This is a genomic window from Streptomyces sp. NPDC002602 (genome assembly GCF_042889445.1).
GTDB lineage: Bacteria > Actinomycetota > Actinomycetes > Streptomycetales > Streptomycetaceae > Streptomyces.
The window spans coordinates 36,945-60,207 of sequence record NZ_JBIAQX010000024.1 but is presented as its reverse complement, the minus strand read 5'-3'; the positions used below and the strand labels follow the sequence as shown (position 1 = coordinate 60,207).

Genomic DNA, 23,263 nt, shown 5'->3' with positions numbered 1-23,263 from the left:
GTCGTGGAGGGGCTGGGCAGGCTGTGTGGCCCTGCCCCTCCACCGTTTAGCACGTTTCTTGTTTTCCCAAGGGGGGTTCTGAGTTGAGTCGTCAGTGGTGGGGCACGCGGGCGCTGGGCATCGGTGTGTTGGCCTGCGGGGTCGCGATCGTGGGCGTGGGGCCCGCATGGGCCGATGCCCGCGCCACAACGGTCGCCGCGCCGTCGTCCGTCGTGAACACGGGGGTGTCCTCCGTCTCCGAGGGCCGGGTCGAAGGAGAGGGGCGGGCGCTCTCGCCCGAGCTGGCCGCCGCCATCGAGGAGGCGCGCCGACAGGTGACGTCGATGGCGAAGACGCACCCGGCCGCCGAGGTGCGCACCTCGGCGTGGAACGCGCTGCGCAGCTCCCGCGGCGACGACGCGCTCCTGGAGTGGTTCGCGCCCGATGGCGGCTTCGACTACGCGAAACAGCGGGCCCGGGAGACCCGCGCCCGCAACAAGGCGTTCTGCGAGCGGGTGGCCGCCACGCACACGGCGGGATTCTCCCCCGAGGTCCGGGCGGCCGCGACGCGGGCGTTGAAGGGCAGCACCGCCGAACAGGCGGCGTTCGTGAAGACGGGATACGCACAGGCACAGCAACTCGACCGGGCCGCGCGCGAGTCCGGGGAACGACAGCGGATGGAAGTCACCGCCAAGGAAAGGGACTTCGTACGCGACCGCGCCGATCAGGATGCGGGCGAGCAGGTACGGGTCGCGGCGCGGTGGGCGCTACGGCCGGGCGCCGCGGACACGGACGTGGCGGAGTTCTTCGGCTACGGCTGGGCTACCGGTGCAGCGTTGGACCTGGAGGCCTATCGGACGCGGGTCGCCGATACGGAAGCGGTCCGACAGAACACACTGACGCGCCTGGTCAGGGAGGCCACGGACGCCGAGGCGGCCGTGCGCGGTGCGGCGGACGCGGCCAAGGCCCGCGCCGAGGCGAACCAGGCCTGGAAGACGCTGTCCGAGCACTCCGATGCGGCGCGGCGCGCATGGCTGGCCGAGCAGGCCGCCGCGACTGCCCAGGCGGAGAACTGGCAGGCCGTCGCGGCCCTGTCACGCGAGTCGGCGCAGGAGCTCTGGAAGTCGATCTCGGCCACCGCCGAGACCAACGAGAAGGCCTGGTCCGGCGAACAGAGCCGGGCGCAGGAGGCCGCGGCGTTCTGGCAGGCCATGCACGACCGCGCCCAGGACGGCGAGAGCCGAACCCGCGGCTGACCCGAGAACGCGTGGCCGGCCCGTGACCGGGGCCGGCCACCCCGCCCTGTACCAAGCCGACCATCCCGTCCTGACCAGGGCGGGCAAGGGGCGCACGGCTTTCGACCATTCCACCCCTGACCAGGGTGGGCAATTTCCTGAATCATTCGTGTAGGGGGTTTTCCCGTGTGGGGAAGTTTCCGGCCCAGGGCCGGAAGGCCACGCCTCGGCGTGGCCGCGAACGTACGAAGAGGCGTGTCCATAGCCGTCGCCTTGGCGGTGCTGGGCACCGTCACCGGTGAGGCCGCTGCCGCGACCGCCGTACGCAATGAGAAGCCGTCGCTGACGCGGACGGTGCAGTCGCTGGACCAGTTGGTGGCGGCGCTGAAGCCGAAGACGGCCGCCGCGCCGTCGGCCGTCGGAAAGTCGCAACTCGACCGGATGAGCGACGAGCGGGACCGTCAACTCGTTGAGGACTTCGTCGAGTTCGACGAGGACGAAGAGGTCCGCGAGGCCGCCAAGGAGGCCCTCGCCAGCTCCGACCCGAACGCGATCCGGGATTTCCTGCAGCATGGTGTGGCCGAGGCCCGCCAACGTGCCAAGGACAAGAAGGCCGGCGCCGACGTAGAGAACCGCCGGAAGATCGAGGCGCTGCGCGGCACCGGTGGCTCGTTCTTCAACACCGAGGTCGAGCGGGTGCTGAAGGGCACGCCGCAGGACCGCGTCGACTTCCTGGCCTTCGGCGCCGAGATCGCCAAGCAGCGTGACGAGGCGCAGAATCAGAACGCCGCCAAGCGCGCGGAGGAGTTGCGCAAGCGCGTCCAGATGCTGGCGTCGGTGGGTGGCCCCGCGGTGAAGCTGGCCGCGCAGGCCGCGCTGGACGCGGGCACCGACGCGGCGATCACGGAATTCCTGGAGAAGGGCTACCAGGCCGCTTCGCAGCAGGACGCCGACGACCAGGCCGCACACCTGAAAGCGCTGAAGGACGCCACGGAGGCCGCGGAGAAGCTGCGGGATCTCGCCCACAGAGCCGCTGTCGCCGCCGAGGCCCGTACCAAGCTGATCGCCGTACACGGCGACGCCGTCAGGGCGCTCGAAGACGCTTCCAACGCCATGTCGTCGGCGGCCTCCGCCTCCCGCGAGGCGGACCGGATGCTGTCGGCCGACCGGGCGGGCAAGCGCCTGTCCGACTACGACAAGGTCAAGGCCGAGGTCGCGCGTCAGGTCGGGTACGCCCAGGACGCCGCCAAGGCGGCGCAGGTCGCGGCTCTGCGGGCCAAGGTGCAGGCCGATGTCCTGGTGCAGACCGGCTTGGAGCACGGCGTCCAGTGGTCCGAGGTCGCCTCGGGCATCGCCGCCGCGGCGGACGCCGCGTGGAAGGCGGGCCAGACGGCTCAGCACGCGGTGGACGCCACCGCTGCCACCGCAGCCGGTCTGAACGCCAAGAACCAGGCCGAACTGCGCGAGCAGCAGGCCAAGTTGTGGCGGGCGAACGCCGAGGAGCACGCCCGGGCCGGTGCTCGGATGGCCGAGGCCGCGGACAAGCAGGCGAAGATCGCCGCGAGTGCCGCGGCGCGTGCCAAGGACGCGCGTGTGGCAGCCGAGCAGGCTGAACGCGAGGCGTGGGAGCACGCCCGCAAGACCCGCGAGAACCGCATCGAGGCGGAGCGTCAGGCGGTGATCGCGGCCGAGCAGCGCAAGATCGCCGAGCGTGAGCGCGACCTCGCCGCGGCGGCCCGGGCCCGGGCCGAGCACGAGCGGGACATCGCCGCGGCGGCCCGTGCACGCGCCGAGGCCGAGGCCCGTACGGCGTCCGCCGCCCGTGCGCAGGCACAGGCGGCCGCCGCGACGGCCGCGTCCGCGCGGGCGGACGCTGCCCGCCAGGACGGCATCGCCGCCGAGTCGGACCGCCAAGCGCGGGCGGAGGAGACCAACGCCCGCAACGCCCGCGACGCCGCGCGCACGGCCGAGCAGCGACACCAGGCTCAGGAATCCCGTGCCCGGGCCACCGAGTCGATGGCCGCCTCCGGCCGCGGCACGATCCACGCCGCCGAAGCCCGGGCCGCCGCAAACGCGGCACGAGCCGACGCCGACACCGCCGGAACGGCGGCCGGTGAGGCCCGCGGCGCCGCCGACACCGCGAGCGGTGCGGCCATCCGCTCCCGCTCCGCGGCGACGGAGGCCGCCGGTGCGGCCGCCCGGGCGCGGGCCGCGGCGGCCGAGGCCACCGCACACGCCGCGCGGGCCAACGCCGCTGCCAACAAGGCCGAAGCCGCAGCATTCGCAGCGAACGCGGCGGCCAACAAGGCCGAGGCGCAAGCCGCAGCCACGCACGCCGCGGCCCAGCGCGCCAACCAGAAGGCCGCGGAGGCCACGGCCCAGGAGGCCCGCGCCGGCATCGCCGCGCACGAGGCCGGCCGGCTCGCCGGGCTCGCCGCCATGGCGGCGAACAACTCTTACCAGGCCGCGAACCGCACCAAGGAGGAGGCACAGGGCGCCGTCCGCGAGGCGGCCATGGCACGCCTCCAGTCGACCATCGCCGTCAAGGCGTCCGCCGCGGCACGCAGCACCGCCGCCGGCATCGCCGACCCCGCGAACACCGCGATCGCACTGACCGCGCCGTTCGCCGGGAAGGACATCGACGCCGACTTCGCCGCCGAGGTGGCCGCCGCCGCGGAGCAGATGGGTGCCGAGCAGGTCACCGCGGCCGAGGCGAAGGCCGCAGAGGCGGTCAAGGCCGCCGAAGCCGCCGAAGCCGCCGCCAAGGGAGCCAACGCCCAGGTCGCTCCGGCCTTCAAGGCCGCCGCGGACGCGGCGCGTTCGTCCGCGAACGCAGCACGTTCCGCCGCCGCGGCCATGAGGTCGGCGGCGCAGGCCGCCGAGGACGGTGCCAAGGCCCGCACGGCCGCCGCGCGCGCCAACCAGGCCGACGCCCAGGCCCAGGCCGACGCCAAACTCGCCCGCGAGGCCGCCAACAGGGCCTTCGCGGACGCGATGGCCGCCCGCAACGCCGCCAACCAGGCGGAAGCCGAAGCCTCCCGCGCCCGAGGCGCCGCCGCCGAGGCCGACAGCCACGCGGTCGCCGCGAACAGCGCCGCCAACCTGGCCGAGCACGAGGCGAGCGTCGCCCAGGGCGCCGCCGCCCAGGCGGAGAAGGACGCCGCGGACGCCAACAAGTTCGCGGAATCGGCCGACGGCCACGCCAAGTCCGCCGAAGCCGCGGCCAAGAACGCCAACACGTACGCCAAAGAGGCGGACGAGGCGGCGAAGAAGGCCGAGGAGTACGAGCTCGAGCAGCAACGCAAGGCCCGCGAAGCGGCGGCCAAGGAGGTCAAGGAGGGCAAGGAGGGCGGCGACCAGCACCCGAAGCTGACCGACGAGGAGATCGCGGCGCTGAAGGCGGCCGGCATCACGCCGGAACAGTGGGCGATGGCCCGCCAGCTGGACAAGAAAAGTTTCCTCGACTTCCTCGTCGAGAACGGCGGTCAGATCATCGTCGACCTCCTCTTCGAGGACATCGAGAAGTGCTTCGAAAAGCCCAACTTCGAGGACTGCTTCTGGGCCGCAGTCGGCGCCCTCCCCTGGGGTAAGGCGCTGAAGATCATCAAGGAAATGCCGGCGATCGCCAAAGCCCTCAAGCGCATCGTCACCGGCCTCAACGACTTCCTCGACAAGTCCGCCGAAGCCAAGAAGCTGTTGGCCAAGGGCGAGGAAGTCCTCGAAAAGCTCCGCAAGAAGAACCCGCCGTGCGTGCCCGGCAAGAAGCACAGCTTCGCGCCCGGCACTCCGGTCCGCATGGCCGACGGCACCAACAAGCCGATCCAAGACATCCAAGTCGGCGAGCAAGTCCTGGCCACCGACCCCGAAACCGGCACAACCGCAGGCCGCGCCGTCACCCATCTAATCGTCGGCGAAGGCGACAAGAACCTGCGCGAACTCACCGTCGACACCGATGGCGAAGCCGGCCAGGCCACAGGCACCATCACCGCCACGGACATCCACCCCTTCTGGGTCGAAAACCGGCACACCTGGGTGAACGCCGCAGACCTCAAGACCGGCGACCGACTGCGCACCCCCGAAGGCGAACTCAAGGAACTCATCGGCATCCGCGCATGGACCGAACGAATGCGCGTCCACAACCTGACGGTCGACGACCTGCACACCTACTATGTACTCGCCGGGGAAACGCCGGTCCTGGTGCACAATGACGGTGATGTATCCGGAGTCGTATTCTATCGCGGGGTGAAGTCGGGCGAGCAGCTCTCATTCGCAGGGAGATTGGGTACCGACTTCAAGGTTGACAAGGTGACCGGGTTTGTTATTCCCGGGCGCGGTATATCACTTACGACGCAACCCGACTCGCTGGGGAAGTTTGGTCGAGTTGGCGTTCCGGTCGATGCCTCCAGCATTCCGAACGGACTGGAGATTGTTCAGGTGGGCAAGCCCGGGCACTATGAACTGGCGGTTAAGCCGGGCGTCAACATGACGCCGGACGAGTTTCAGGGCAAGCTTGGAGCGGTCCGCCCGGTTGCCGGTTGCCCCTGAGCGATGTCCGACCTTACGTAGGAGGTGTTCAAGTCGAAGTATCAGATAGTTTTTCCGGAGGGCCTCGATGAATTCGACTGGTCTGAGATCGAGAATAAAGGTTGGATTGACGGCGTCCGGATTTCATGGAGTGGCAAAAGCTGGACGCTGTCGTTCTTCGACGAAAATCGACTGCCACAGGCCGTTGCCATCGACATCGATCGAATGGGATACTTCTCGGCCAGGAATGTAATTGTGGTTCGACAAGTTGCTCGCGATGAAATACGTCGCGCAGTGTCAGCAATGGCGGATAGGGGATTTGCCGATCTCCTGACCGACTGAAGGCGAGATGCCCTGCTGGAAATATCCAGCAGGGCATCTCCTTTCTCACGAAAGGCCCTGTCCCGTTCCTCGATGAGAATCAGTCTATGACTATCGCGCCCTCGAGAAGGAGGGTCGGTCCCGAAGCCGGTCTACTTCGACTCGGCGTCGGGCAGCTCTGGCTGGGAGGTGAGCCATTGGAGAGTCTACGACGGCGCAGGCACCTACCAGCCGCGCCCGAAGGCACACCTGCTGCGCGCGGAGTGCTCCTGCGGCTGGACCGGACCCCGGCACACCGTCGACTGGACGACGGCCGGGGAGCTCCCGTTCCACGAGAGCGGACTGCGGCGGGTTCGTACCGGAAGGTCGTCCTCTCAGCTCTTGACGGCCTCTGCGATCTGCTGGGCGGTCTGGGCGGGGGTGAGGTGCGTGGTGTCGACGACTTCGGCCTCGGCATGCAGCCACGTGCGGGCCGCCTCGGCGTAGGGCTCAAGGTGTTGGAGCCGGAACGGGGAGTTGGGGCCGAGAACGGTGTCGCCTGCGATACGCGCGCGGAGAGTGTCCAAGTCGGCATGTAGGACGAAGTGCCGGACCGGAATATCGTGCCGGGCAAGGCCCGAGCCAATCTCGCGCCAGTACCGCTCGACCAGGACGGTCATGGGCATCACCAGAGTGCCGCCGGTGTAGTCGAGAACGCGTCGGGCGGTCTCGACCACGAGGGGACGCCACGGCGGCCAGTGCTGGAAGTTGTCCGTTGCGGGCAGCCCTGGCTTGATGTCCATGAGCGTCTCGCCGACTTTCTCGGCGTCGAACACCCGTGAGTCCGGAATCAGCTGCCGGACGAGCGCGCTGGTCGTCGTCTTGCCTGCGCCGTGCGTGCCGTTGAGCCATACGATCATGGACTTGACGCTAGCGTCTTGCGGGCTGAGGGGACGGGCAGCGTGGAAGACCCGGTGCCGGTCGGCCGGAGGTCAGGAGCCAGTGACACCCACCACGCTTCGCGCGCAACTGGTGACAGGTAGCGCGCCGACCGGGTGACAACCAGCGTGCTCTGCCCGGTCGAAGTCGCAGGCCAGCGGACGCCGATGGTGACAACCAACGTGCTTCGGCTCACGTCGTGTGACTCGCAGCGACAACTGTCACTTCGCAGGGATTTCTGTCACCAGCCGCCCCTAGCCGTCGAGTGGTGAGCCGTGACGGGCTGGCTGAACCAGGTCAGGCTTGTTGGAACCGGAGCGCTCCAGCACTGGAATCGATCTTGAGCTTGGGCTGTGGCCCACAATGATCAGGCGTCTGCCGTCGGGACCTGGTAGAACCGGGTCCCAGTGGCACTTGGGCCACGAGGCTCTGGGGGCGGTATGTCGGGACCGGCAATTGGACTGTGGCTCTTCGAACCACGCGGGTTCGCGGACATCCTGGCTGATGTGGTCCCGTGGTTGGAGACCTTCTGCGAGCCCGTGGAGGTCAAGGCCGGCGGCGACGTGGACTTCTGGGTGCGAGACGCTTCGGCCCTGGGCCTCCGGGCCTTCGACCCGGCCGACGTCGGTGTGTTCTTCCTGTCGGAGGACGAGGAGTTGCCTGCCGAGGACGAGGACTACTCGGCTCTCGCGGCCACCAGTGCAGGGGCTGATAGTCGGCGCCGGCTGCTCGGGGCCGGTGAACCACGTGCTGCTCGGCCACCTGACGCTCGCTCTCACCCGCCGCCTCGATGCGCTGGTCGATTTCGACGGCCTCTTGGGTGGTCACCGCACCACGGGAGAGGACGCGAGCAACGAGGCAGTCCTGACCCGGGCGAGAGCACTGGCGTCAGACCTCCCGGGAAGGCTCACGGAGGTCTCTTATGACACCGGCGGTGGGTGCCGGTGGCTTCGACATGTGGGAGACGTGGAGTTTCTGGAAGCCTGGCTGCAACATCCCGACTTCTACTTGATCAAGTAGCGCTTCAGCGCCGATCGTCGCGTCCCGGCTCACGGTGCAGGTCGCCACTCGCGGTCGCGTGCTGTCGCGTACTGGTGGATTCCTTTGATTGGTGACAACCCGACTGCGAACACGAACCTTGTGACAACTAGGTTCCGTCTTCAAATGATTGTTCGATGGTGGATCATGGTGTCGTGATTCGTCGCCATGAACTGACTCATTTTGAGTGGGAGTTGTTGGCTCCGCTGATAGCGAGTGCCGGCAGAGGTCGGCCTCGGGTGGAGGGCCGCCGGGTCGTCAACGGGCTGGTCTACAAGATCCGGACCGGGGTTTCCTGGCGTGACCTGCCGGAACGTTACGGCCTGTGGAAGTCGGTCTACACCCGCTTCCGCCGCTACGCCATCAACGGCGTATTCACCCAGGCCGCAACAGATCCAGGCCCAGGCCGACGCCGCCGGTGACATCGACTGGCTCGTCCAGATCGACTCCACCATCGTCCGCGCCCACCAGGGTCGGCCGCCATCGCCTCGAACGCCTCCTTGCGCACCGACCGGTCCCCCTCCGCGCGGGCCTGCGCGTACAGGGCGGGCCATCGGGCCTGTGCTCCGGGTGCGCAGGCTGTCACCAGCGCCTCGCCGGTGTCGGCGACGACCCGCAGTGCCTGCTCGCTCCATACCCGGCCCGACCGGTGCACGTCACGCCGTACGACCGTCTGGCCCGTTTCGAAACTGCGCACCGCGTCCTCCCCCGGCCCGGCCGGGGCCTTGGACTGTCCGGCCCGGCTTGCCCACCTCAGCCCACCCCGGCCGGGGTGGGCAAGCCGCCGTCCGGGTGGCTTGCCCAGGTTCCCCTTGGGCTTGCTCCAGGACCAGATGAACCTGGAGCTCGGCGGGGACCTCCTTGTCGACCTTGGTCAGAAACCTCTTGAACTCGGCTGCCCGGTGCTGGCGGTGCAGTGATCCGATGACCTTGCCGGTCGCGACTTCCAGGGCGGCGAAGAGGGTGGCGGTGCCGGCGCGGATGTAGTCGTGACTGGGGCGCTCGGGAACGCTCGGCATCATCGGCAGGACCGGCTGGGACCGGTCCAGGGCCTGGATCTGCGACTTCTCGTCCATACAGAGGACCAGAGCCTTCTCCGGCGGATCCAGGTAGAGGCCGACGACGTCACGGACCTTGTCGATGAACAGCGGATCCGTTGACAGCGTCAAGCGAAGCAGGTGCCCTGAGAGCCTCGTCCCACCGCTCTGGCGGGCTTGTCCCGAACAGAGGTGCTGGGTCGGTCACATCTATGCGGAAACCCTGTGGGGTGGTGAACGATGGTGGGGTCGGCGTCGACCCTTGCCACCAGTCTGCGAATCAGGACGACGGTCAGACGTCGCGGTTGCTCACTGCCGAGAAGCCCGCGCAGTGGTCCACAGAGGGCGGGGTCAGCAACTGTCAGGCGTTGACACGCCTGGTCATGGGCCCCCTGTTCCCCCTTCTTGCCAAGGCTTCCGGCGGCGAATTGGAAATGCTTGTCCCGGTGGCCCGAAGGGGGCCGGCACGGCGGTACATCACATTCGGCAGTTCGCACTGACGTGCCATTCCGCTAACACTTGCAATATGGTCGAACATGTCACATGATCCATTTCCAGTGAGAACAGATGTTGAGCCTATGAGCGACATTTGGAATGTCGTTCTCCTCGGTTCGATATCGCGAGAATTGGCTGTGTGGATCTTGCACATTCACGCCGGCGCCTAATTCACTGGGAGCGAATAAATGCGGCACACGCGCAACCGACTCATGCGAAATGTCAGCATGGTGGTGACCGGCACCGTGATGACCACCGCCATGATGTTGGCAGCACCGACCATGGCATCCGCCGATGGTGGTGACACCGTCACCACGTCGGAGGTCGCCGCGGCACTGAACACCACCGACGCCGGGAACGGCGACCTGGTCGCCGAGCCCGTCAAGGCTTTCGTGGACACCGACTCGGCCGCCATCATCACCAAGGACGGCACGACCACCGATGTCCCCAAGGACCCGGAGAAAGGCGTGTCGCTCGGTTCGGTCAACGTCGGGCTTCCGAACGCCGACGAAGCCAAGGACGCCAAGCGGCTCTCCGATGGCACCGTCGTGTACCCCGGCACCGACGGTTCCGCCCAGGCGGTCATCCCGACCGGGACCGGCGTCCAGATGCTGACAACCATCGCCAACGTCGACGCTCCGACGCGCTACGACTACAAGGTCGGCGTACCGGACGGGGGCAAGGTGACGATCGACGGGCACGGCAACGCTGCCGTGCTCAACGGCGACAACACCCTGGCGCTGGTTGTTCCGGCACCTTGGGCAAAAGACGCCGATGGGACCGCTGTTCCGACTCACTTCGAGACGGACGGCACCACGCTGACCCAGGTGGTCGAGCACGCGTCCAACAACTATGCGCACCCGGTCGTGGCGGACCCGAGGATCTACTACTCCTGGGGAGCGATGGTCATCAAGTTCGACTCCTGGGAAACGGGCGCCATCGCGCGAGCGGGTTCGGCCTACATCGGCGCCCGCTATGGCGGCCCCGCCGCAGCGGCCTTCGCGAGCTTCGCCGGCGACTGGCTGGCGCGTGTCGCGGAACAGCGCAGGCAGTGCCTCGTCTACCGCCTCGTGCCGTACTACGTCTGGGCAAGCGGCCTCTGGATCGAGAAGTGCTAGGGCCTGTCTGGCAATTGATCTTGTGATAGGTCGAGGTGAGTTGCTAGACGCGGCGTGGGAGCGGGTGGAAGCCCTGCTGCCCAAGGTTGACGGGCGTGGGCTTCCATGGCGTGATCACCGGCAGGTGGTCAACGGTGTGCTGTGGCGGCTTCGGACTGGGACCCCTTGGCGTGATCTCCCGGAGCGGTACGGGCCGTGGCGGACCGTCTACGAGCGGTTCGCCCTCTGGGAGGCAGACGGCACGTGGTCGAAGCTGCTGGAGCACGTCCAGGTCCGCAACAACGCGGTGGGGCAGGTGGAGTGGACGGTCTCCGTCGACTCCACGGTCAACCGGGCCCACCAGCACCCCGCCGGTGCCCGTAAAAGGGGGCCGCAGATGGGGACGAACTAGAAGATCCCGGACGCTCGCAAGCACGCCAGGCCCTCGGCCGGTCCCGGGGAGGGCTGACCACCAAGGTCCATCTTGCCGTGGAGGGTCGGGGCCTGCCGTTGTCGATCGTGCTCACGCCCGGCAACGTCAACGACGCCACCGCTTTCGGGGAAGTTCTCGACGGGATCCGCGTCTCTCGTGCCGCCGCGGGTCGCCCACGCACAACGCCAGAGCGGGTACTGGGCGACAAGGCGTATTCGAGCCGGGCGATCCGCCACCTGCTGCGGCGCCGGGGCATCGCCGTCACGATCCCCGAGCGCCGTGACCAGGAAGCCAACCGCCGACGCCGGGGGCGTCTCGGCGGCCGACCACCAGCCTTCGACAAGGAGATCTACCGCGACCGCAACGTGGTGGAGCGATGCTTCGCCCGCATCAAGCAGTTCCGCGCGGTCGCCACTCGCTTCGACAAACTCGCCGACCGCTACCGCATCGGAATCGTTCTGGCCTCCCTGGTCCGCTGGCTCCGCGAACCAGCCAGGTGACTATCCGTCGGTCCCGCCTGAGCCGGTGCAACGGGCCAGATGGGCCCGGCACTCGTCAAGAGCCTGTGTCACGGTTCCATGCTCGTTCTCGCCCGCTGGTTCGAGGAGTTCCCCAGCACTCACGAGGGCTTCCCAAAACTCCGCAGGCTGACTGCGGATGGCACGTGGACCGCTGCGCACAAGGGAGCGGAACACGCTCGCCAGCTCGCCCATGACAAACCAGCGCGAGAGACCCAGAGCACGACCGCTCGCCACGCCGCCCATGGCGCTCATCGCCGTCCGCAGGTGTTCCGCGATCAGCAGCTCCCGTTCGTCGAGCTGCTTGGCAACGTCGAACATACCTAGCGTCTCCATGAGTCCGCCATACAGCTCCTCCTCGCCCGGGAGTAACTCACTCTGCACCCGCTCTGGCGGCGCCGGCTCACAGGAGCGCCGGTCGTGCTCCGTTGCTTTCCGCCATTCACCGTCATGGTGCCGCTTGACGCGACCGGAACCGTTCTTCGCAGGTGAGAGGCATCCCGTCAGTGACCCTCGCAGTGCTGCTGTGGGCGGCCCGCGACGGCCGAGCAGGGGCCAGGGAGCTGTTCGTCGAGGTCAGCAGCCCACGCTTCCACCGTGCTGGGGAGGCGGGCGGTTCGACGCACTTGGCTTGATGGCGGTCTGGCCCTCCGAGATCTCGCGATGATCCATCAGATTCTGTCAGTGCCCGCTGCTACATCATTCTGAGGGACGGGCCGCGACCGCAGCCCGCCGACAGGAGGGGACGCCATGTCGAAGGTGCCGGACGGGTTCCACCGTGTCCGCGGACACATCCGCCGCAATCCGAAGCCGCGGAGCGCGAAACGGATGAGCGGCTGGATGATCGCTGGCGTTGCGGCCGGCATCTGGTTATGGGGGCAGGTGTTCGGATTCGGCGAGGCGGCCAGCACGCCGGCGCCTGCGCAACCGAATCCGGCGCTCTCCTCTCCGGCTACCCGCTGATGGGACGCAAGCCGTTACGCCTTCGACGCCCGCACGGTGCTTCCGAGATTGCCTCGGCGGCTGTCGTTGCGCTGGCCGTTCTCGTCCTGGCCTTCCGGATGGCCACGGCGGCCGTCGGGGCGCTCAGGGACGCGTGGCCTTTCCTGCTGGCTCTCGTTCTTCTGACAGGGGCCATTGGGGCCTGGCGGATCGCGCGAGCCGTGGGCCGTCGGCGGCGCGACTCCGAGCGGCTGGCCATGCTGCGGATCACGCTGGCCGAGTTCGACGCGATGGACGACCGGCAGTTCGAGCACGCCTTGCGGGACCTGCTGGTCCGGGACGGCTGGCCGGCACGCCGCGTGGGCGGTGGCGGCGACCAATCGGCCGACGTCATCGGTGACCACATGCACCGCGGCCGGATCGTCGTGCAGGCCAAGCACACACGCGTAGGTGGGAAAGTGGGGTCCTCGGTCATGTACGCGGTGAAGGGGACGGCCGGGCCAGCCCACCGAGCCGACCACGCTGTCGTCGTCACCAACGGCACCTTCACCCGAGACGCCATGGCCTGGGGCGACCGGCACGGCGTCCACTGGGTCGACCGGGACAAGCTCAGGCGCTGGGCGGAGACCGGCACCGCGCTGCACGAGCTCCTCGGGCTGTCCGCACGCGCCCGTCGCGGCCGGTTCAAGCGTGCGGCCTGACAGTCACTTCCCCATCATCGACGTTCCGGAGGTGTGGTGTTCGACGAAGACGGGTCCCTCGACCCGCTGCTGAAATTCCTGTTGTACGCCATCCTCGCGCTGGCGATCGGCAAGATGCTGTGGGAGTGGCTCACGAAAGACGTCAGCCGGTGGATCACCGTAGATCTGTGGGGGCTGATCGCTGATCACCCCTGGTGGACCGGCTTCATCGCCGTCGGCGCGCTGGCCTCGCTCACCCTCCTTGCGAAGCTGCTCTCGTTCCTGTTCGGCGCCGACACGTACACCTACGTCGATCAGGACAAGGCCTACGCCTCCAACGCTCCGTCGAACGAGACGGCAGACCCGGACGTGCTGACCTTCAGAATGAAGCAACTCGCCGCGATGACCGCGACGGGATTCGAGCAGGCGTGCGCCGAACTTCTGGCCCGTGACGGGTTCCACAGCACACGGCGGGTGGGAGGCTCCGGCGACCTCGGCGTGGACGTCAGCGCCCGCGACCACGACAACCGGCTCCTGATCTTGCAATGCAAGCAGTACGCGGTTCCGGTCGGCTCGGGTCACGTGCAGAAATTCAACGGAACGGCCCGCATCCACCATGGAGCCGACGTCCCGATCATGATCGGCCTCAACGGCTTCACCCAGCCTGCGATCGACTTCGCCGCGCACCACGAGCTCATCCTCATGGGCCGGCCCGAACTGAAGAAATGGGCGCACGGCCGGCACCTGTACGACGTCTTGGGTATCCCGAGCACGACCCAGTGAGCCCCAGACCCACCCCCCAGCACGTCGAAGACGTAAGCGAGCAGGTTCGTGGATTCCGGGAGTCGAACAGCAAGGAAGCCAACGACGCAACACAGGGCTGGGTGAGCGGGCAGGTTGCCCGGTGCTCCACCGGTTTGCATGGCCCGTGCCCGAGTAACCGGGCGCCCCGGCCCCGGAACTGCCGGTCGTTCTCGACATGCCGGGCAAGGTCGCCGACTTCCTCCGCGCCGCCGAGCTGGAGCCCGCCGAGCGAGCCACGCTTGACCAGGGCGTGACTGTACGGCGCGGCCAGGGTTACACCCTTCGCCTCATTGCCGTGCCCGCGATCCACCGCCAACTCCTCGACCGCTGCCAGCCCCTCGACGGCACCGCGGCGGTCCCGGCCCAGCGCAAGGCCCGCCGCGAGTACGAGAACCGCGTCAACGCCCTCCCGGCTACCAGCCTGCACTGAGCGGACCGAGCACCACACCCGCCAAGATCAAGTACTGGCGGCCTTTGGGCCTACGTCGGCGCTACCCCTGCTCGGGGACGAGACGAACCGGAATGCCGAGTGGTTCACCGATTCTTGGCGCAGTACGTCGCTGTCGCGGCCGACGCCAGGCTGACCGCCCAGTTGCCGACCCGAGCCGGAGCGGAGGCGCCGGCCACGCGAAAGGCCTCCCGCCGTCCCGCGTACAGGCGGGGCGGCCGGAGGCCTCAAGTCGGTGGCGAGGAAAGCGAAGGGACTAGTTTCAAGGAGTGTGGAGAAGGAAGCCCCTTCATGGCCTCGCCACGGACACGCTAACAGTCAGCCGGGGATCAGGTCACGCAGGTTTTCGGGAGTGACGATCCGCGACCCCGGGTGCAGCCCGGCGGGGCGCTCCAGGCCGATGTAGGTGACGGGTCCCGCCGGAACGGTCTCGCCGTCCCACAGGGTGACGGTCGTCGCGCTGCCGGTCATCAGCTCCGTGAGGTGGCGCACGGTGAGCTGCTCGCGCTCGACGATGGCGCGCAGCAGCGTCGCGACCGTCACCCGGTTGCCCTCGACCCTGTTCGACGACGGAGTCCCCTTCAGGTAGAGGTTCAGCCACTTGGCACGCCACCGGCCGTCGGAACCGCGCAGGAAGACCAGCGGCAGGGCTACCCGGCCCGGACCGCGCAGTTCCGACTTCATGCGTACCGCGCGCGGCTCGAACGGGCGTCCCTTCTGCTCACCCTCGCGCAGCATGAACCCGAAGAACGACTCCTCGACCTCCTCGAAGCCCTCTCCGGAGAAGATGTTGATCTGCGGAACGATGCAGGTGGCGCGCACAGCGCCCAGACGCAGGTTGATGAACTCCGAGGCTCCGTCCGGCGCGTCCGTGATGTCGCCGGAGTGCTCGCCCTCGACCCCGCGCAGATGGGTGTACGACAGCCAGGAGGCGGTCGAGTAGTCGGCGTTCAGGAGCGCTGCCGACAGGTCGTAGTCGGTGGAGCGCTCGCTCTGCTTCCAGTACACGAAGAAGCGCAGCAGTTCTCCGTCGACGCGGGACACCGAGCCGCGCGGCAGCACGCCGAGCCCGGACGCGGTGGCGTTGCCGCTCAGTGGCAACGCCACGTCCAGGATGTCCGGGTCGATCAACAGGTGGGCCGCGGCGGGCAGCCGGCGGCGCAGCTCGGCGTCGAGCGCGGCGATCAGCCGCTTGCGCTCGGGCGCGTACACCGGTCGGCGGTCGTCTTCGGCGACCCAGGCACGGCCGAGGCGGTTGACGAACACGCGTTGCTCGCCGGTCTCCCGCTCACGGTTGTGCAGGTGCTGACGCACGGACAGCACGACCCGGCCGGAGACCTCGGGGACGACCTGCTCGGCGGCGGCCACGACGGCGTCGCGCTCGTCCTGGGTGAAGGAGTCGCGCAGCAAATGGTCCAGCGATCGGAAGAGCTTGCCCGGTGCGGCTTTCAACAGCTCGACCGCGGCGGTGGTGTCGCCCCGGGCGAGCAGGTCCTCGACCCGGCTGTCCAGGGAGCGCGCCGTCTTCTCGCCGCGGGCGACGGCGAACACGTCGGCCGCGTGCGGCCATTGCGGGTACTCGTGCGGGTGGAGCCGCTCGCCGAGCCGCTTCCACCGCTCGCGGTGGGCGTGTACGTCGGCGAGCTTGGCCGGCGACGCGGCGACGACCGCGTCCAGGCCCGCGAGCAGCGCCCGGCGCACCGATCGGGGCACGGTGCGCAGCCGCGTCGGCTCCCGCAGCGTGACGTCGCCCCCCACAAGCGCGCACGCCAGACGGAGCACATCGGTGACCGTGTCCAGCAGCAGGCCCGCACCGGCCATCAGCCGGGCGTGGTTGACCACGGCGCGGTTCTCCCGTACGGGGATCTCCTCGGGCTGCGGCCCGTCGGCGCAGTGGCCGGCGAGGACCCCCAGGTCGTGCAGGCCATCCTCGCCGAGCGGGGTGGTGCTGCCGGCCAACGCCAGGTAGAGGAAGGTGATTTCGGCGTCGAGGGCGCCGCCTGGGTGCAGCACCGTCACACGGTCCCCCGCGGCGGCGATCAGCTCGTCGTGGTGGGCGAGCATCTCGGCGTAGGTGTGCCGGACGTTTCCGTACGACGGGAGGGTGAGCAGGTTCACCACACCGGCGCTCAGCTGCTCCAGCGTGCTCGCGCGCGTGGTGTCGTCGGCGAGCGCGTCGCGGATGCACCGCATCCAGAAGTCGAAAGTGTTCGGGACGTTGGCGGGAAAGTCGATGAAGTACGGGTTGTGCCGGACGTGGTCGCCGACCATCTCCCGGACGACGCCCAGCGTCCGTACGGCGGTCTCGACGACGGCACCCTCGGAGAGCCCCGACAAGTGGGCGAGTAGCTCGGCCGAGAGCTTGAAGCCCACGGACATCAGCGCGGCGTCGAACTGCTGCGCCGCGACGGCGCCTTCCCCGACGGGTCCTGTGGGGCAGGGAATGCGGTGGGTGTGCCGGATGACCAGGGGTTCGAGTCGGTGGACCATCCCGGGATGATCCCAGGCCGGTGCGAACGGCCGCACCCGGTTTTCCCCCGCACCCGCCCGGGCGGAGTCGACCCGGGGATCAGATCACCAGCGGTGCCTACCTGGCCGGCGCCGAAGAACATCAGCAGCTCGCGCGCGACATCTTCGAGGGCACCGCGGTGAAGGTCCGCGACGCGGGGCCCCGGGTGGGGCCGCGTCGGCCCTGAAGATGGCCTTCGGCGGCTACCAGAAGGCGGCCCGCACCCTCGCGGCCGTCGCCCACGCCCTGGCGGACGACCACGGAGTCGGCGACCTGCTCGTCGAGGAGGCCCGCACGATGCCCGAATTCATCCTCGCCGACCGCGATTACATCCCCAGCGTGGCCGCCCGGGCCAGTCGCCGAAACCCTGCAAGCGGCCGACCTGCCGGCGCACCACCGGTCGGTCACCGGCCCCGGACCTGACCGATTGACCGGTGACTGGTGACTGGTCACCGATGACTGACCGGTCGCTGCCTCCGCCTTCGTGGAGCCGGTGACCGATGCCGGTGACCGGTGACCGAAGGCCGACCCGGTGATCAGACAGAGAGCGCCGGTTCAGTGGGTCACCTGGAAGCGGGCAGGACCGGATGGTCGACGTGATGGTGCTCGATGTCGACACCGCACTCACCGCCCCAAGCTGTCCAGACTCGCCGGCCGACCGCTCCGCGACTGCCACGGAGCTTTTGCCGGGTCCTGCCGTCCGCCCGCCCCGGGTATGCCTGCCCTCGGTCCTGCCCCCAAGGGCCTCGCGTGCGCGCGGTTCGCCGGATGGGATGCGGGGCAGTGACACACGAGCGGCCGAGGGAGCAGGAGCAGGCGTGCCCAGACACGAACGTGATTCCGACACCACGCCCCCCCACACATCGCCCCACGCTGCGGGATGGCTCTCCCCTGCGTATGCCCGACGCCGTCTCCGCCGTCGCCATGCTCAACTCGCCCGACGCCGGAACCCATTCGCTTCAGCCCCACATGCACGCCCTCCAGCGCGCCGTGGGAAACGGCGCCCTGGCCAAGGCCCTCGCCGGCCGCCGCGACGCCTCTGTACGTACCTCCGCGGCACGCGGCGCGCGCACAGGTACGCCCGTCCAGCGGGCCGACACCGGCGCCACGGACGCTGGTCCGTCCGACGACATCACCTATCGGCTCCAGCTCCAGGTCAAGAAGGAGCGCCGGATGCGCGAACCCGAGTTCTGGGACGGTGACAACGTCGGCCACGCCTGGGTTGTCCTCTACACCGAGTCCGGCGGCTCCACCTCGTACAAGTCCTACGGCTTCTTCCCGGTCGCGCCTCTCAACGGGCGCCGCGAGGTCATGGCGACGGTGCCCGGCGTCGTGAAGAGGAACTGGGACCTGCCCGAAGGGGCCTCCTCCCTGCTCGAAACGGCTCTGACGCAGGAGCAGGTTCTCAAGTTCAAGGAGTACGTCGACCAGCACGACGCCGACGACTACAACCTCGCCCGCTACAACTGTGTCTCCTTCGCCCGCGGCGCGTTCAAAGCCGCCACCGGCAAGAGCGCCCCAGGCTTCGGCCTCCCGCTCCTGGAGAACCCCAATCTCCTCCAGGACGCCATCAAGCGGTCCAACGAGAAGCAGGGCAAGCCGCGGGCGGGCGAGCCGATCACGGACGCGTACGCGGGCGACGCCAGCCCCACCAGGGCGGAACGCCTTCAGCAGCGGGCCGACCACCCATCCAACGCCGGCAGCGACTCCGACGAGTCCGCCCCGCGCGGCAGGGCCGCCGTACCCGCGGTACGGCCCGCCTCGGAACGCTTCCCGCTCGATTGAGTCTGGCGGCGGCCATCACACCGATCAGTACTTGCGCACACCAGGCCTGTCGCGGGCGGTTGCGCAGAGCCTTCGACAGGTCGAGATACAGGCCGTCGGTGACGAGCCGGTGGGCACCGTCGTGGCGGACACGGAGTTGATGGTGACGCTGCGCGCACATCCGCCACAGCGGCAAACATCGCCAGCACCTGCCCCGCCGGGGTGACACCCGTGGCTTCGGCTCCAACCGTGTCATCTTCGACGGGCAGGTCGCGGGCCACCTGATTCTGCAGATCTTCTGCTTCGAGGCCGACCAGAGCTCCAGCGAGTGGTACGACGCCCTGCACGCACGTCTGCGGCAGCTGCCGCGTGGCATCTTCAACACCCCCTGGTTCCAGGTCGGTGCCAACCTGCCCGGTGGCGGCATCGCCGGCATCCTGGCCGACATCAACACCCTGGGCGTCATCCTCATGAGCCACCGGCGGGTCCCTTTGTCGGGTTGCTCCTTGAGGTTGCGATGATCTTCGTGGACCTCGAGGGTCAGGCTCAGCCCGGCTGGCCGAGGGAGTCTGCCTCAAGGGTCGCGCGGAGCGCGGTCAGGGTCGAGGCGATGCGGTTCAGCTCGTCGGGGGGAACGGTCGCGGTGAGCGCGGTGAGTTCGCTGGTGACGACGGTACGGGAGGCGGTCAGTTGTTCCTTGCCCTCGGGTGTGAGGCGAAGGACGGACGAGCGGCGGTCCTGGGGGTGTGCGACCCGCACACACCAGCCCGCGGTCACCAGTCGGTCGACGGCCTTGCTGACGGCTCCCACGGTGATGGCCAGCTCGCCGACGATGTCGAGGACGCGGCATTCCGGCACGCGGTCGATGATCTCCAGAAACTCGAACTGCCCCAGGCTCAGATCTTGTTCGGTGCGCAGCCGGGCGTTCACCGCGTTGTAGAGCCGGGTCTCGACGCGGACGAGATCAGTGAAGATCGATGTGATGTGGCTCACGACACCTCCAGTAGATTCCTAGGAATCATCTTCCTTGGAATGTGGTTGACTCTGAGAGATTGATTCCTGGGAATCCATCTTCTCATCCCGATCACTGGAGGCCACCATGTCCCGACAGCAGCGCGAGGCTCTGGATGCCCTGCTCCGTTCCGCTCCGCGCGGCGGGACGCCGCCCACTGTCGAGGAGCAGCGCAGCGGTTTCGCCGCAGCTCTGACCAGGCCCGCGCCGGACGGCGTGGTCACCCGCAGGACCGTCCTGGGCGGGCGGCCGGCCCTGGAGCTGATACCGGCCGAACTCTCCGGCCGCGGCCGGCTGCTCTACCTGCACGGCGGCGGCTACGTCGTCGGCTCACCCCACACCCACGCCGGGCTCGCCGGTGAACTGGCCCTGCGCACCGGGCTGCGAGCGGTGTCGGTGGACTACCGGCTGGCGCCCGAGCACCCCTTCCCCGCGGCCGTCGACGATGGGCTCGCTGCCTACCGCGAGTTGCTGGCAACGGGTACCGACCCGCGGGAACTCGTCGTGGCCGGCGACTCCGCCGGTGGCGGTCTGAGCATCGCCACCCTACTCGCGGCCCGCGAGGCCGGACTCCCGCAACCAGCCGCCGTGGTCACCTTCTCCCCGTGGGTCGACCTCACCCTCACCGGGCAGAGCATGCGCTCCAAAGAGGATGCCGACCCCATCTTCACCGAGGCCGACGTACGCGCCTACGCCGATCTGTACGCTGCATCGGCCGACCGCACACACCCCCTGGCGAGCCCGGTGCTCGCCGACCTCACCGGGCTGCCCCCACTGCTCGTGCAGGTCGGAGCGAACGAGGTGCTGCTCGACGACGCCGTCCGGCTGGCCGGCCGTGCGGGCGCCGACGACGTCGAGGTCACGCTCGAAATCGGGCCCGGCCTTCCCCACGTCTTCCAGCTCAACCACGGCCGGCTCGACGAGGCGGACGCCGCACTCGACCGCGCCGCCCGCTTCCTCACCACACACCTGGGCGTCGAGCGCCTCGAACTCGCCCACTGACGCCTGCCGACCGGGCGAGGACGCCGCCCGATTCCACACATCCTGCTGCCGGGGAACTTCAGGGGGCCGAAGGGAATCTCTTCGGGTAAAGCGAAGAGCCTTGACCCTTCGCCGGCCTCCAGACAGCTCTCCAGCACTACGGCATGCCGCCGGACATCAAGTTTGCGGAGGGTTTTGCGGACGATTCAAATGTCGTGCGTGACTTCGTTACGTGAAGCCGGCTGTCCGCCGGATTGGCTCGGGTGCTCTGCGCATTCGACGCTGTTTCGGATGGTGCGGTCGCACGTGCTCAGCGCTGCGACGAGTTGGTCGTGTTCTCGGGTCGGCAAGGCCCCGGTGTCCAGTGCGCAGGCGTGTAGGAGGGCGTGGCAGTGTTGAAGCTGTCGATTGGTGGCGAGGGCCGTGAGCAGGGGGTGGGCAAGGGTCTCTCGGGCGGCGTAACCGTCGTTGGCGTCGCTGGTGCGCTGGTAGAGGTCCTCTGTGATGCGGCGTGCGGCGGCGTTGTTTGAGGCTGCGGTGATGTCCAGGAGAGTGAGTCCGAGTCGGATGTCGAAGACGGTCGTGCCGTGTTCGCTCGGGTGATCCAGGTAGCCGGTCACGAGTTCGGCCAGGTGGCGGTCGACGGGGCGTCCGAGAGCGCTGCGGCACAGGACGGTCAGGCAGGTGGTGATGAGCTGTTCCCACGGTTCGCCGGGCTGGGTGTCGACGAGGAGTGCGGCGGTGCTGTCGGCGTCGTCGGAGGTGAGGGCTGCGAGGACGGCGACTTGGCGGCCGTCGCGCATGCGCTTTCCGATGCCGTGGTGCTTCTCGATGTGGGCGAGGGCCTCGGTCCACCGCGGGGAAGCCGATGACCGAGTGTGATCGCGCCGCTGGGGATGTACGGGCCGGGTAGCCGGGGGGACTACGGCCCCCGGGAGGATGATCCGTTCGGGCCGTGGATCTGGGGCGGTGACACCCCCTGACCCTCCGGTCCGGGGGTGTTGTGGGCATGCAGAGTGGGGTCGCCACCGGAGCCGAGGGGAGAGCTCTCTTCGCATCGGCGGCCGGCGCGAGGCCCGCGACCTCGGTGGCGGCTGGAAGGCCGGCCGGATGAACGCCGATACGAACAGCTACTGAGAGGTCGGGTGTACGGCCACGACCACGACGCCCCCAACCTGGGCCCGCTGCCGCACCAGACATACGCCGTCCTGGTCGGCGGCCCGCTGGATGAGCTGCTGCTCGACATCACCGGCTGACGGCCGGAGGAGATCGACGTCGGCGTCGCCCTGATCACCGAGCCGGGGCGCCGGCCCGGCCACCGGGCGCTGTACGACCCGCGCCCCGGCGAGCCGCGCCCGGCGGGCGGCCCGGGTGTGGTGTGCCGCTTTCAGTACTCCGGTGACACACCCTGGCCCACCCGGGCGCCGCCGCGAACAGGCCGCAGCGGACGACGCGATGTGAGGAGGCAGCGTAGTCGTCCAGGGCGTCGACATCGGCACGCAGCCTGGCCTCCAGCCCGTGCAGGATCGCCTCGGTGAAAGGCTTCTGCGGATCGCCCTCGACGAACTGCGCCCGCTTCGGATGGCGCAAAGCCCGATGGTGGAGACTCCCTGGCGTCACCGGTCACCGGTCCAGTCACCAGCCTGCCGGTCACCGCCCGATTGAGGCGCTGCCAGGAACGCGCCCGGACCCCGGCGTTGCTGCCCGGGAGTCACACCTCCGGTGCACCTCTGGGTCCCCTGCCGCAACTCCCCGTCCGTGCGCCCTGCGGTGCAATCCCGGTTACCTAGACGCCCAAGTACTCCCTGGGAGGCTTCTTTTCCCTGGTCAGACCTGGTAACAGGCGCGGAGGCAACCAGTTTGGTAACTGGTTGGGTAACAGGTGCTGGGCAAGCCTCCCGAACCCCCTGGGTAAGGCTGGCTTGCCCGGTCGCCGGTCTGGTCACCGGTCTTGTGCGGCGAACTCACCGGTGGCGGAACTCACCGGTGACGTCTCCGGTTGGTGGTGGTGCCGGGTCCGAGGGTGCGCCGGTCCGAAGCCGGCTCGGAGTGCTTGCCGGTGTGGGCCTCGGCGGGTGGGGGTGTCTGGGTGCCCTCGGCGGCGAGGCGGGCCCGGCGCGCCGCGATCGGTGGCGTCGGGGGTGTGGCGGGGCGGGGCCCGAGCCGAGTTGGCGGCGCTCGTTCATCTGTCCAGTCTCCAAGGCCCGTTCCGGGCTGGGCGCGAGACCCGCCGCCGGTACACATGGGGGGAAACAAGGGGGGAGACATCGGGGGAAACAAGGGGGGAACCATGGGGGGAGACATGGGGGAAGCGGGTCCGCCGCTCCCTCGGTGTCGTTCCTGGTCAGACCCGGTATCCCGGTCGGTGACTGGCCGGACTTACTTAGGGGGTGGGGAGGGTTGGGGGTTGGCGGTGCCGTTGGTTCGGTGGGGTCGGAAGTCGGGGTTGGTGGGGGTGGGTGGTGCTGGCGTGACGTGATGATCACGGACGCGGAAGGCGCGGTGCGGGCACGGGGGTTACGGGTTGC

General features: G+C 68.9%; 18 protein-coding genes and 3 pseudogenes. 15 read left to right on the top strand and 6 right to left on the bottom strand.

Features of this window, described 5'->3' with window-relative positions; translation table 11 throughout:
• Positions 1-83 precede the first annotated feature (83 nt).
• The 3 genes from ACFYW3_RS36015 (at position 84) to ACFYW3_RS36005 (ending at position 6,080) form a co-directional block, all read left to right on the top strand.
• Complete coding sequence (locus ACFYW3_RS36015; RefSeq protein WP_389388602.1) at positions 84-1,235, top strand: hypothetical protein; 1,152 nt, start codon at positions 84-86, stop codon at positions 1,233-1,235.
• A gap of 234 nt (positions 1,236-1,469) precedes the next feature.
• On the top strand, positions 1,470-5,759 hold the full coding sequence (locus ACFYW3_RS36010) for a polymorphic toxin-type HINT domain-containing protein (RefSeq protein ID WP_389388601.1): 4,290 nt from the start codon (positions 1,470-1,472) through the stop codon (positions 5,757-5,759).
• 24 nt (positions 5,760-5,783) lie between these two features.
• On the top strand, positions 5,784-6,080 hold the full coding sequence (locus ACFYW3_RS36005; RefSeq protein WP_389388600.1) for a hypothetical protein: 297 nt from the start codon (positions 5,784-5,786) through the stop codon (positions 6,078-6,080).
• Positions 6,081-6,433: 353 nt separating this feature from the next.
• Here ACFYW3_RS36005 and ACFYW3_RS36000 read toward each other — a convergent pair whose 3' ends face one another.
• Complete coding sequence (locus ACFYW3_RS36000; protein ID WP_351753215.1) at positions 6,434-6,958, bottom strand: ATP-binding protein; 525 nt, start codon at positions 6,956-6,958, stop codon at positions 6,434-6,436.
• Between the two features lie 459 nt (positions 6,959-7,417).
• Between ACFYW3_RS36000 and ACFYW3_RS35995 the strand changes: the two are divergent.
• Positions 7,418-7,997, top strand: a pseudogene (locus tag ACFYW3_RS35995) (DUF6368 family protein).
• 155 nt (positions 7,998-8,152) lie between these two features.
• Positions 8,153-8,437, top strand: a complete 285-nt coding sequence (locus ACFYW3_RS35990) for a transposase (protein WP_389388599.1) — start codon at positions 8,153-8,155, stop codon at positions 8,435-8,437.
• Between the two features lie 399 nt (positions 8,438-8,836).
• On the opposite strand, the pseudogene ACFYW3_RS35985 reads toward ACFYW3_RS35990, so the two are convergent.
• Positions 8,837-9,178: pseudogene (locus ACFYW3_RS35985) on the bottom strand (IS630 family transposase); the annotation flags it as partial.
• 596 nt (positions 9,179-9,774) lie between these two features.
• On the opposite strand from ACFYW3_RS35985, the gene ACFYW3_RS35980 reads away from it, so the two are divergent.
• The gene (locus ACFYW3_RS35980) at positions 9,775-10,665 is read left to right on the top strand and encodes a hypothetical protein (RefSeq protein WP_389388598.1); all 891 of its coding nucleotides are present in this window, start codon (positions 9,775-9,777) and stop codon (positions 10,663-10,665) included.
• Positions 10,666-10,687: 22 nt separating this feature from the next.
• Positions 10,688-11,577 (top strand): IS5 family transposase gene (locus tag ACFYW3_RS35975; protein WP_389388597.1). Its coding sequence is split into 2 segments (ribosomal slippage): positions 10,688-11,042 and positions 11,042-11,577, totalling 891 coding nucleotides; the frame shifts between segments, so codons are not numbered across the junction.
• Here ACFYW3_RS35975 and ACFYW3_RS35970 read toward each other — a convergent pair.
• Complete coding sequence (locus ACFYW3_RS35970; protein WP_329402671.1) at positions 11,578-11,916, bottom strand: hypothetical protein; 339 nt, start codon at positions 11,914-11,916, stop codon at positions 11,578-11,580.
• Between the two features lie 429 nt (positions 11,917-12,345).
• Between ACFYW3_RS35970 and ACFYW3_RS35965 the strand changes: the two genes are divergently transcribed.
• The 4 genes from ACFYW3_RS35965 to ACFYW3_RS35950 all read left to right on the top strand — a co-directional run bounded on the left by ACFYW3_RS35965 (position 12,346) and on the right by ACFYW3_RS35950 (position 14,451).
• Positions 12,346-12,558 (top strand): hypothetical protein, encoded by a 213-nt coding sequence (locus ACFYW3_RS35965; protein WP_351753202.1) that lies wholly within the window; start codon positions 12,346-12,348, stop codon positions 12,556-12,558.
• Positions 12,558-13,238 carry a restriction endonuclease gene (locus tag ACFYW3_RS35960; protein WP_351753200.1) on the top strand — a complete coding sequence of 227 codons (681 nt, stop codon included), beginning with the start codon at positions 12,558-12,560 and terminating at the stop codon, positions 13,236-13,238. Before ACFYW3_RS35965 ends, ACFYW3_RS35960 begins: the two co-directional genes overlap by 1 nt.
• Before the next feature lie 36 nt (positions 13,239-13,274).
• Entirely contained in the window at positions 13,275-14,000 is a 726-nt protein-coding gene (locus ACFYW3_RS35955) for a restriction endonuclease (RefSeq protein WP_389388596.1), read from the top strand.
• Between the two features lie 196 nt (positions 14,001-14,196).
• The gene (locus ACFYW3_RS35950; RefSeq protein WP_389388595.1) at positions 14,197-14,451 is read left to right on the top strand and encodes a hypothetical protein; all 255 of its coding nucleotides are present in this window, start codon (positions 14,197-14,199) and stop codon (positions 14,449-14,451) included.
• A 336-nt stretch (positions 14,452-14,787) separates the two neighbouring features.
• On the opposite strand, the gene ACFYW3_RS35945 is transcribed toward ACFYW3_RS35950, so the two are convergent.
• On the bottom strand, positions 14,788-16,959 hold the full coding sequence (locus ACFYW3_RS35945; RefSeq protein WP_389388594.1) for a TerD family protein: 2,172 nt from the start codon (positions 16,957-16,959) through the stop codon (positions 14,788-14,790).
• Between the two features lie 208 nt (positions 16,960-17,167).
• Between ACFYW3_RS35945 and ACFYW3_RS35940 the strand changes: the two genes are divergently transcribed.
• Together ACFYW3_RS35940 and ACFYW3_RS35935 are read left to right on the top strand one after the other, a co-directional pair.
• Positions 17,168-17,401 carry a hypothetical protein gene (locus ACFYW3_RS35940; protein WP_389388593.1) on the top strand — a complete coding sequence of 78 codons (234 nt, stop codon included), beginning with the start codon at positions 17,168-17,170 and terminating at the stop codon, positions 17,399-17,401.
• 474 nt (positions 17,402-17,875) lie between these two features.
• Complete coding sequence (locus ACFYW3_RS35935; RefSeq protein ID WP_389388592.1) at positions 17,876-18,763, top strand: hypothetical protein; 888 nt, start codon at positions 17,876-17,878, stop codon at positions 18,761-18,763.
• Between the two features lie 525 nt (positions 18,764-19,288).
• Here the strand turns inward: ACFYW3_RS35935 and ACFYW3_RS35930 are convergent.
• Positions 19,289-19,735 carry a MarR family winged helix-turn-helix transcriptional regulator gene (locus ACFYW3_RS35930; protein ID WP_351383792.1) on the bottom strand — a complete coding sequence of 149 codons (447 nt, stop codon included), beginning with the start codon at positions 19,733-19,735 and terminating at the stop codon, positions 19,289-19,291.
• Positions 19,736-19,841: 106 nt separating this feature from the next.
• On the opposite strand from ACFYW3_RS35930, the gene ACFYW3_RS35925 reads away from it, so the two are divergent.
• On the top strand, positions 19,842-20,756 hold the full coding sequence (locus ACFYW3_RS35925; RefSeq protein WP_351753180.1) for an alpha/beta hydrolase: 915 nt from the start codon (positions 19,842-19,844) through the stop codon (positions 20,754-20,756).
• Positions 20,757-20,941: 185 nt separating this feature from the next.
• On the opposite strand, the gene ACFYW3_RS35920 is transcribed toward ACFYW3_RS35925, so the two are convergent.
• Positions 20,942-21,538, bottom strand: a complete 597-nt coding sequence (locus ACFYW3_RS35920; protein WP_389388591.1) for a hypothetical protein — start codon at positions 21,536-21,538, stop codon at positions 20,942-20,944.
• 291 nt (positions 21,539-21,829) lie between these two features.
• On the opposite strand from ACFYW3_RS35920, the pseudogene ACFYW3_RS35915 reads away from it, so the two are divergent.
• Positions 21,830-22,144: pseudogene (locus ACFYW3_RS35915) on the top strand (hypothetical protein); the annotation flags it as partial.
• Positions 22,145-23,263: the final 1,119 nt, after the last annotated feature.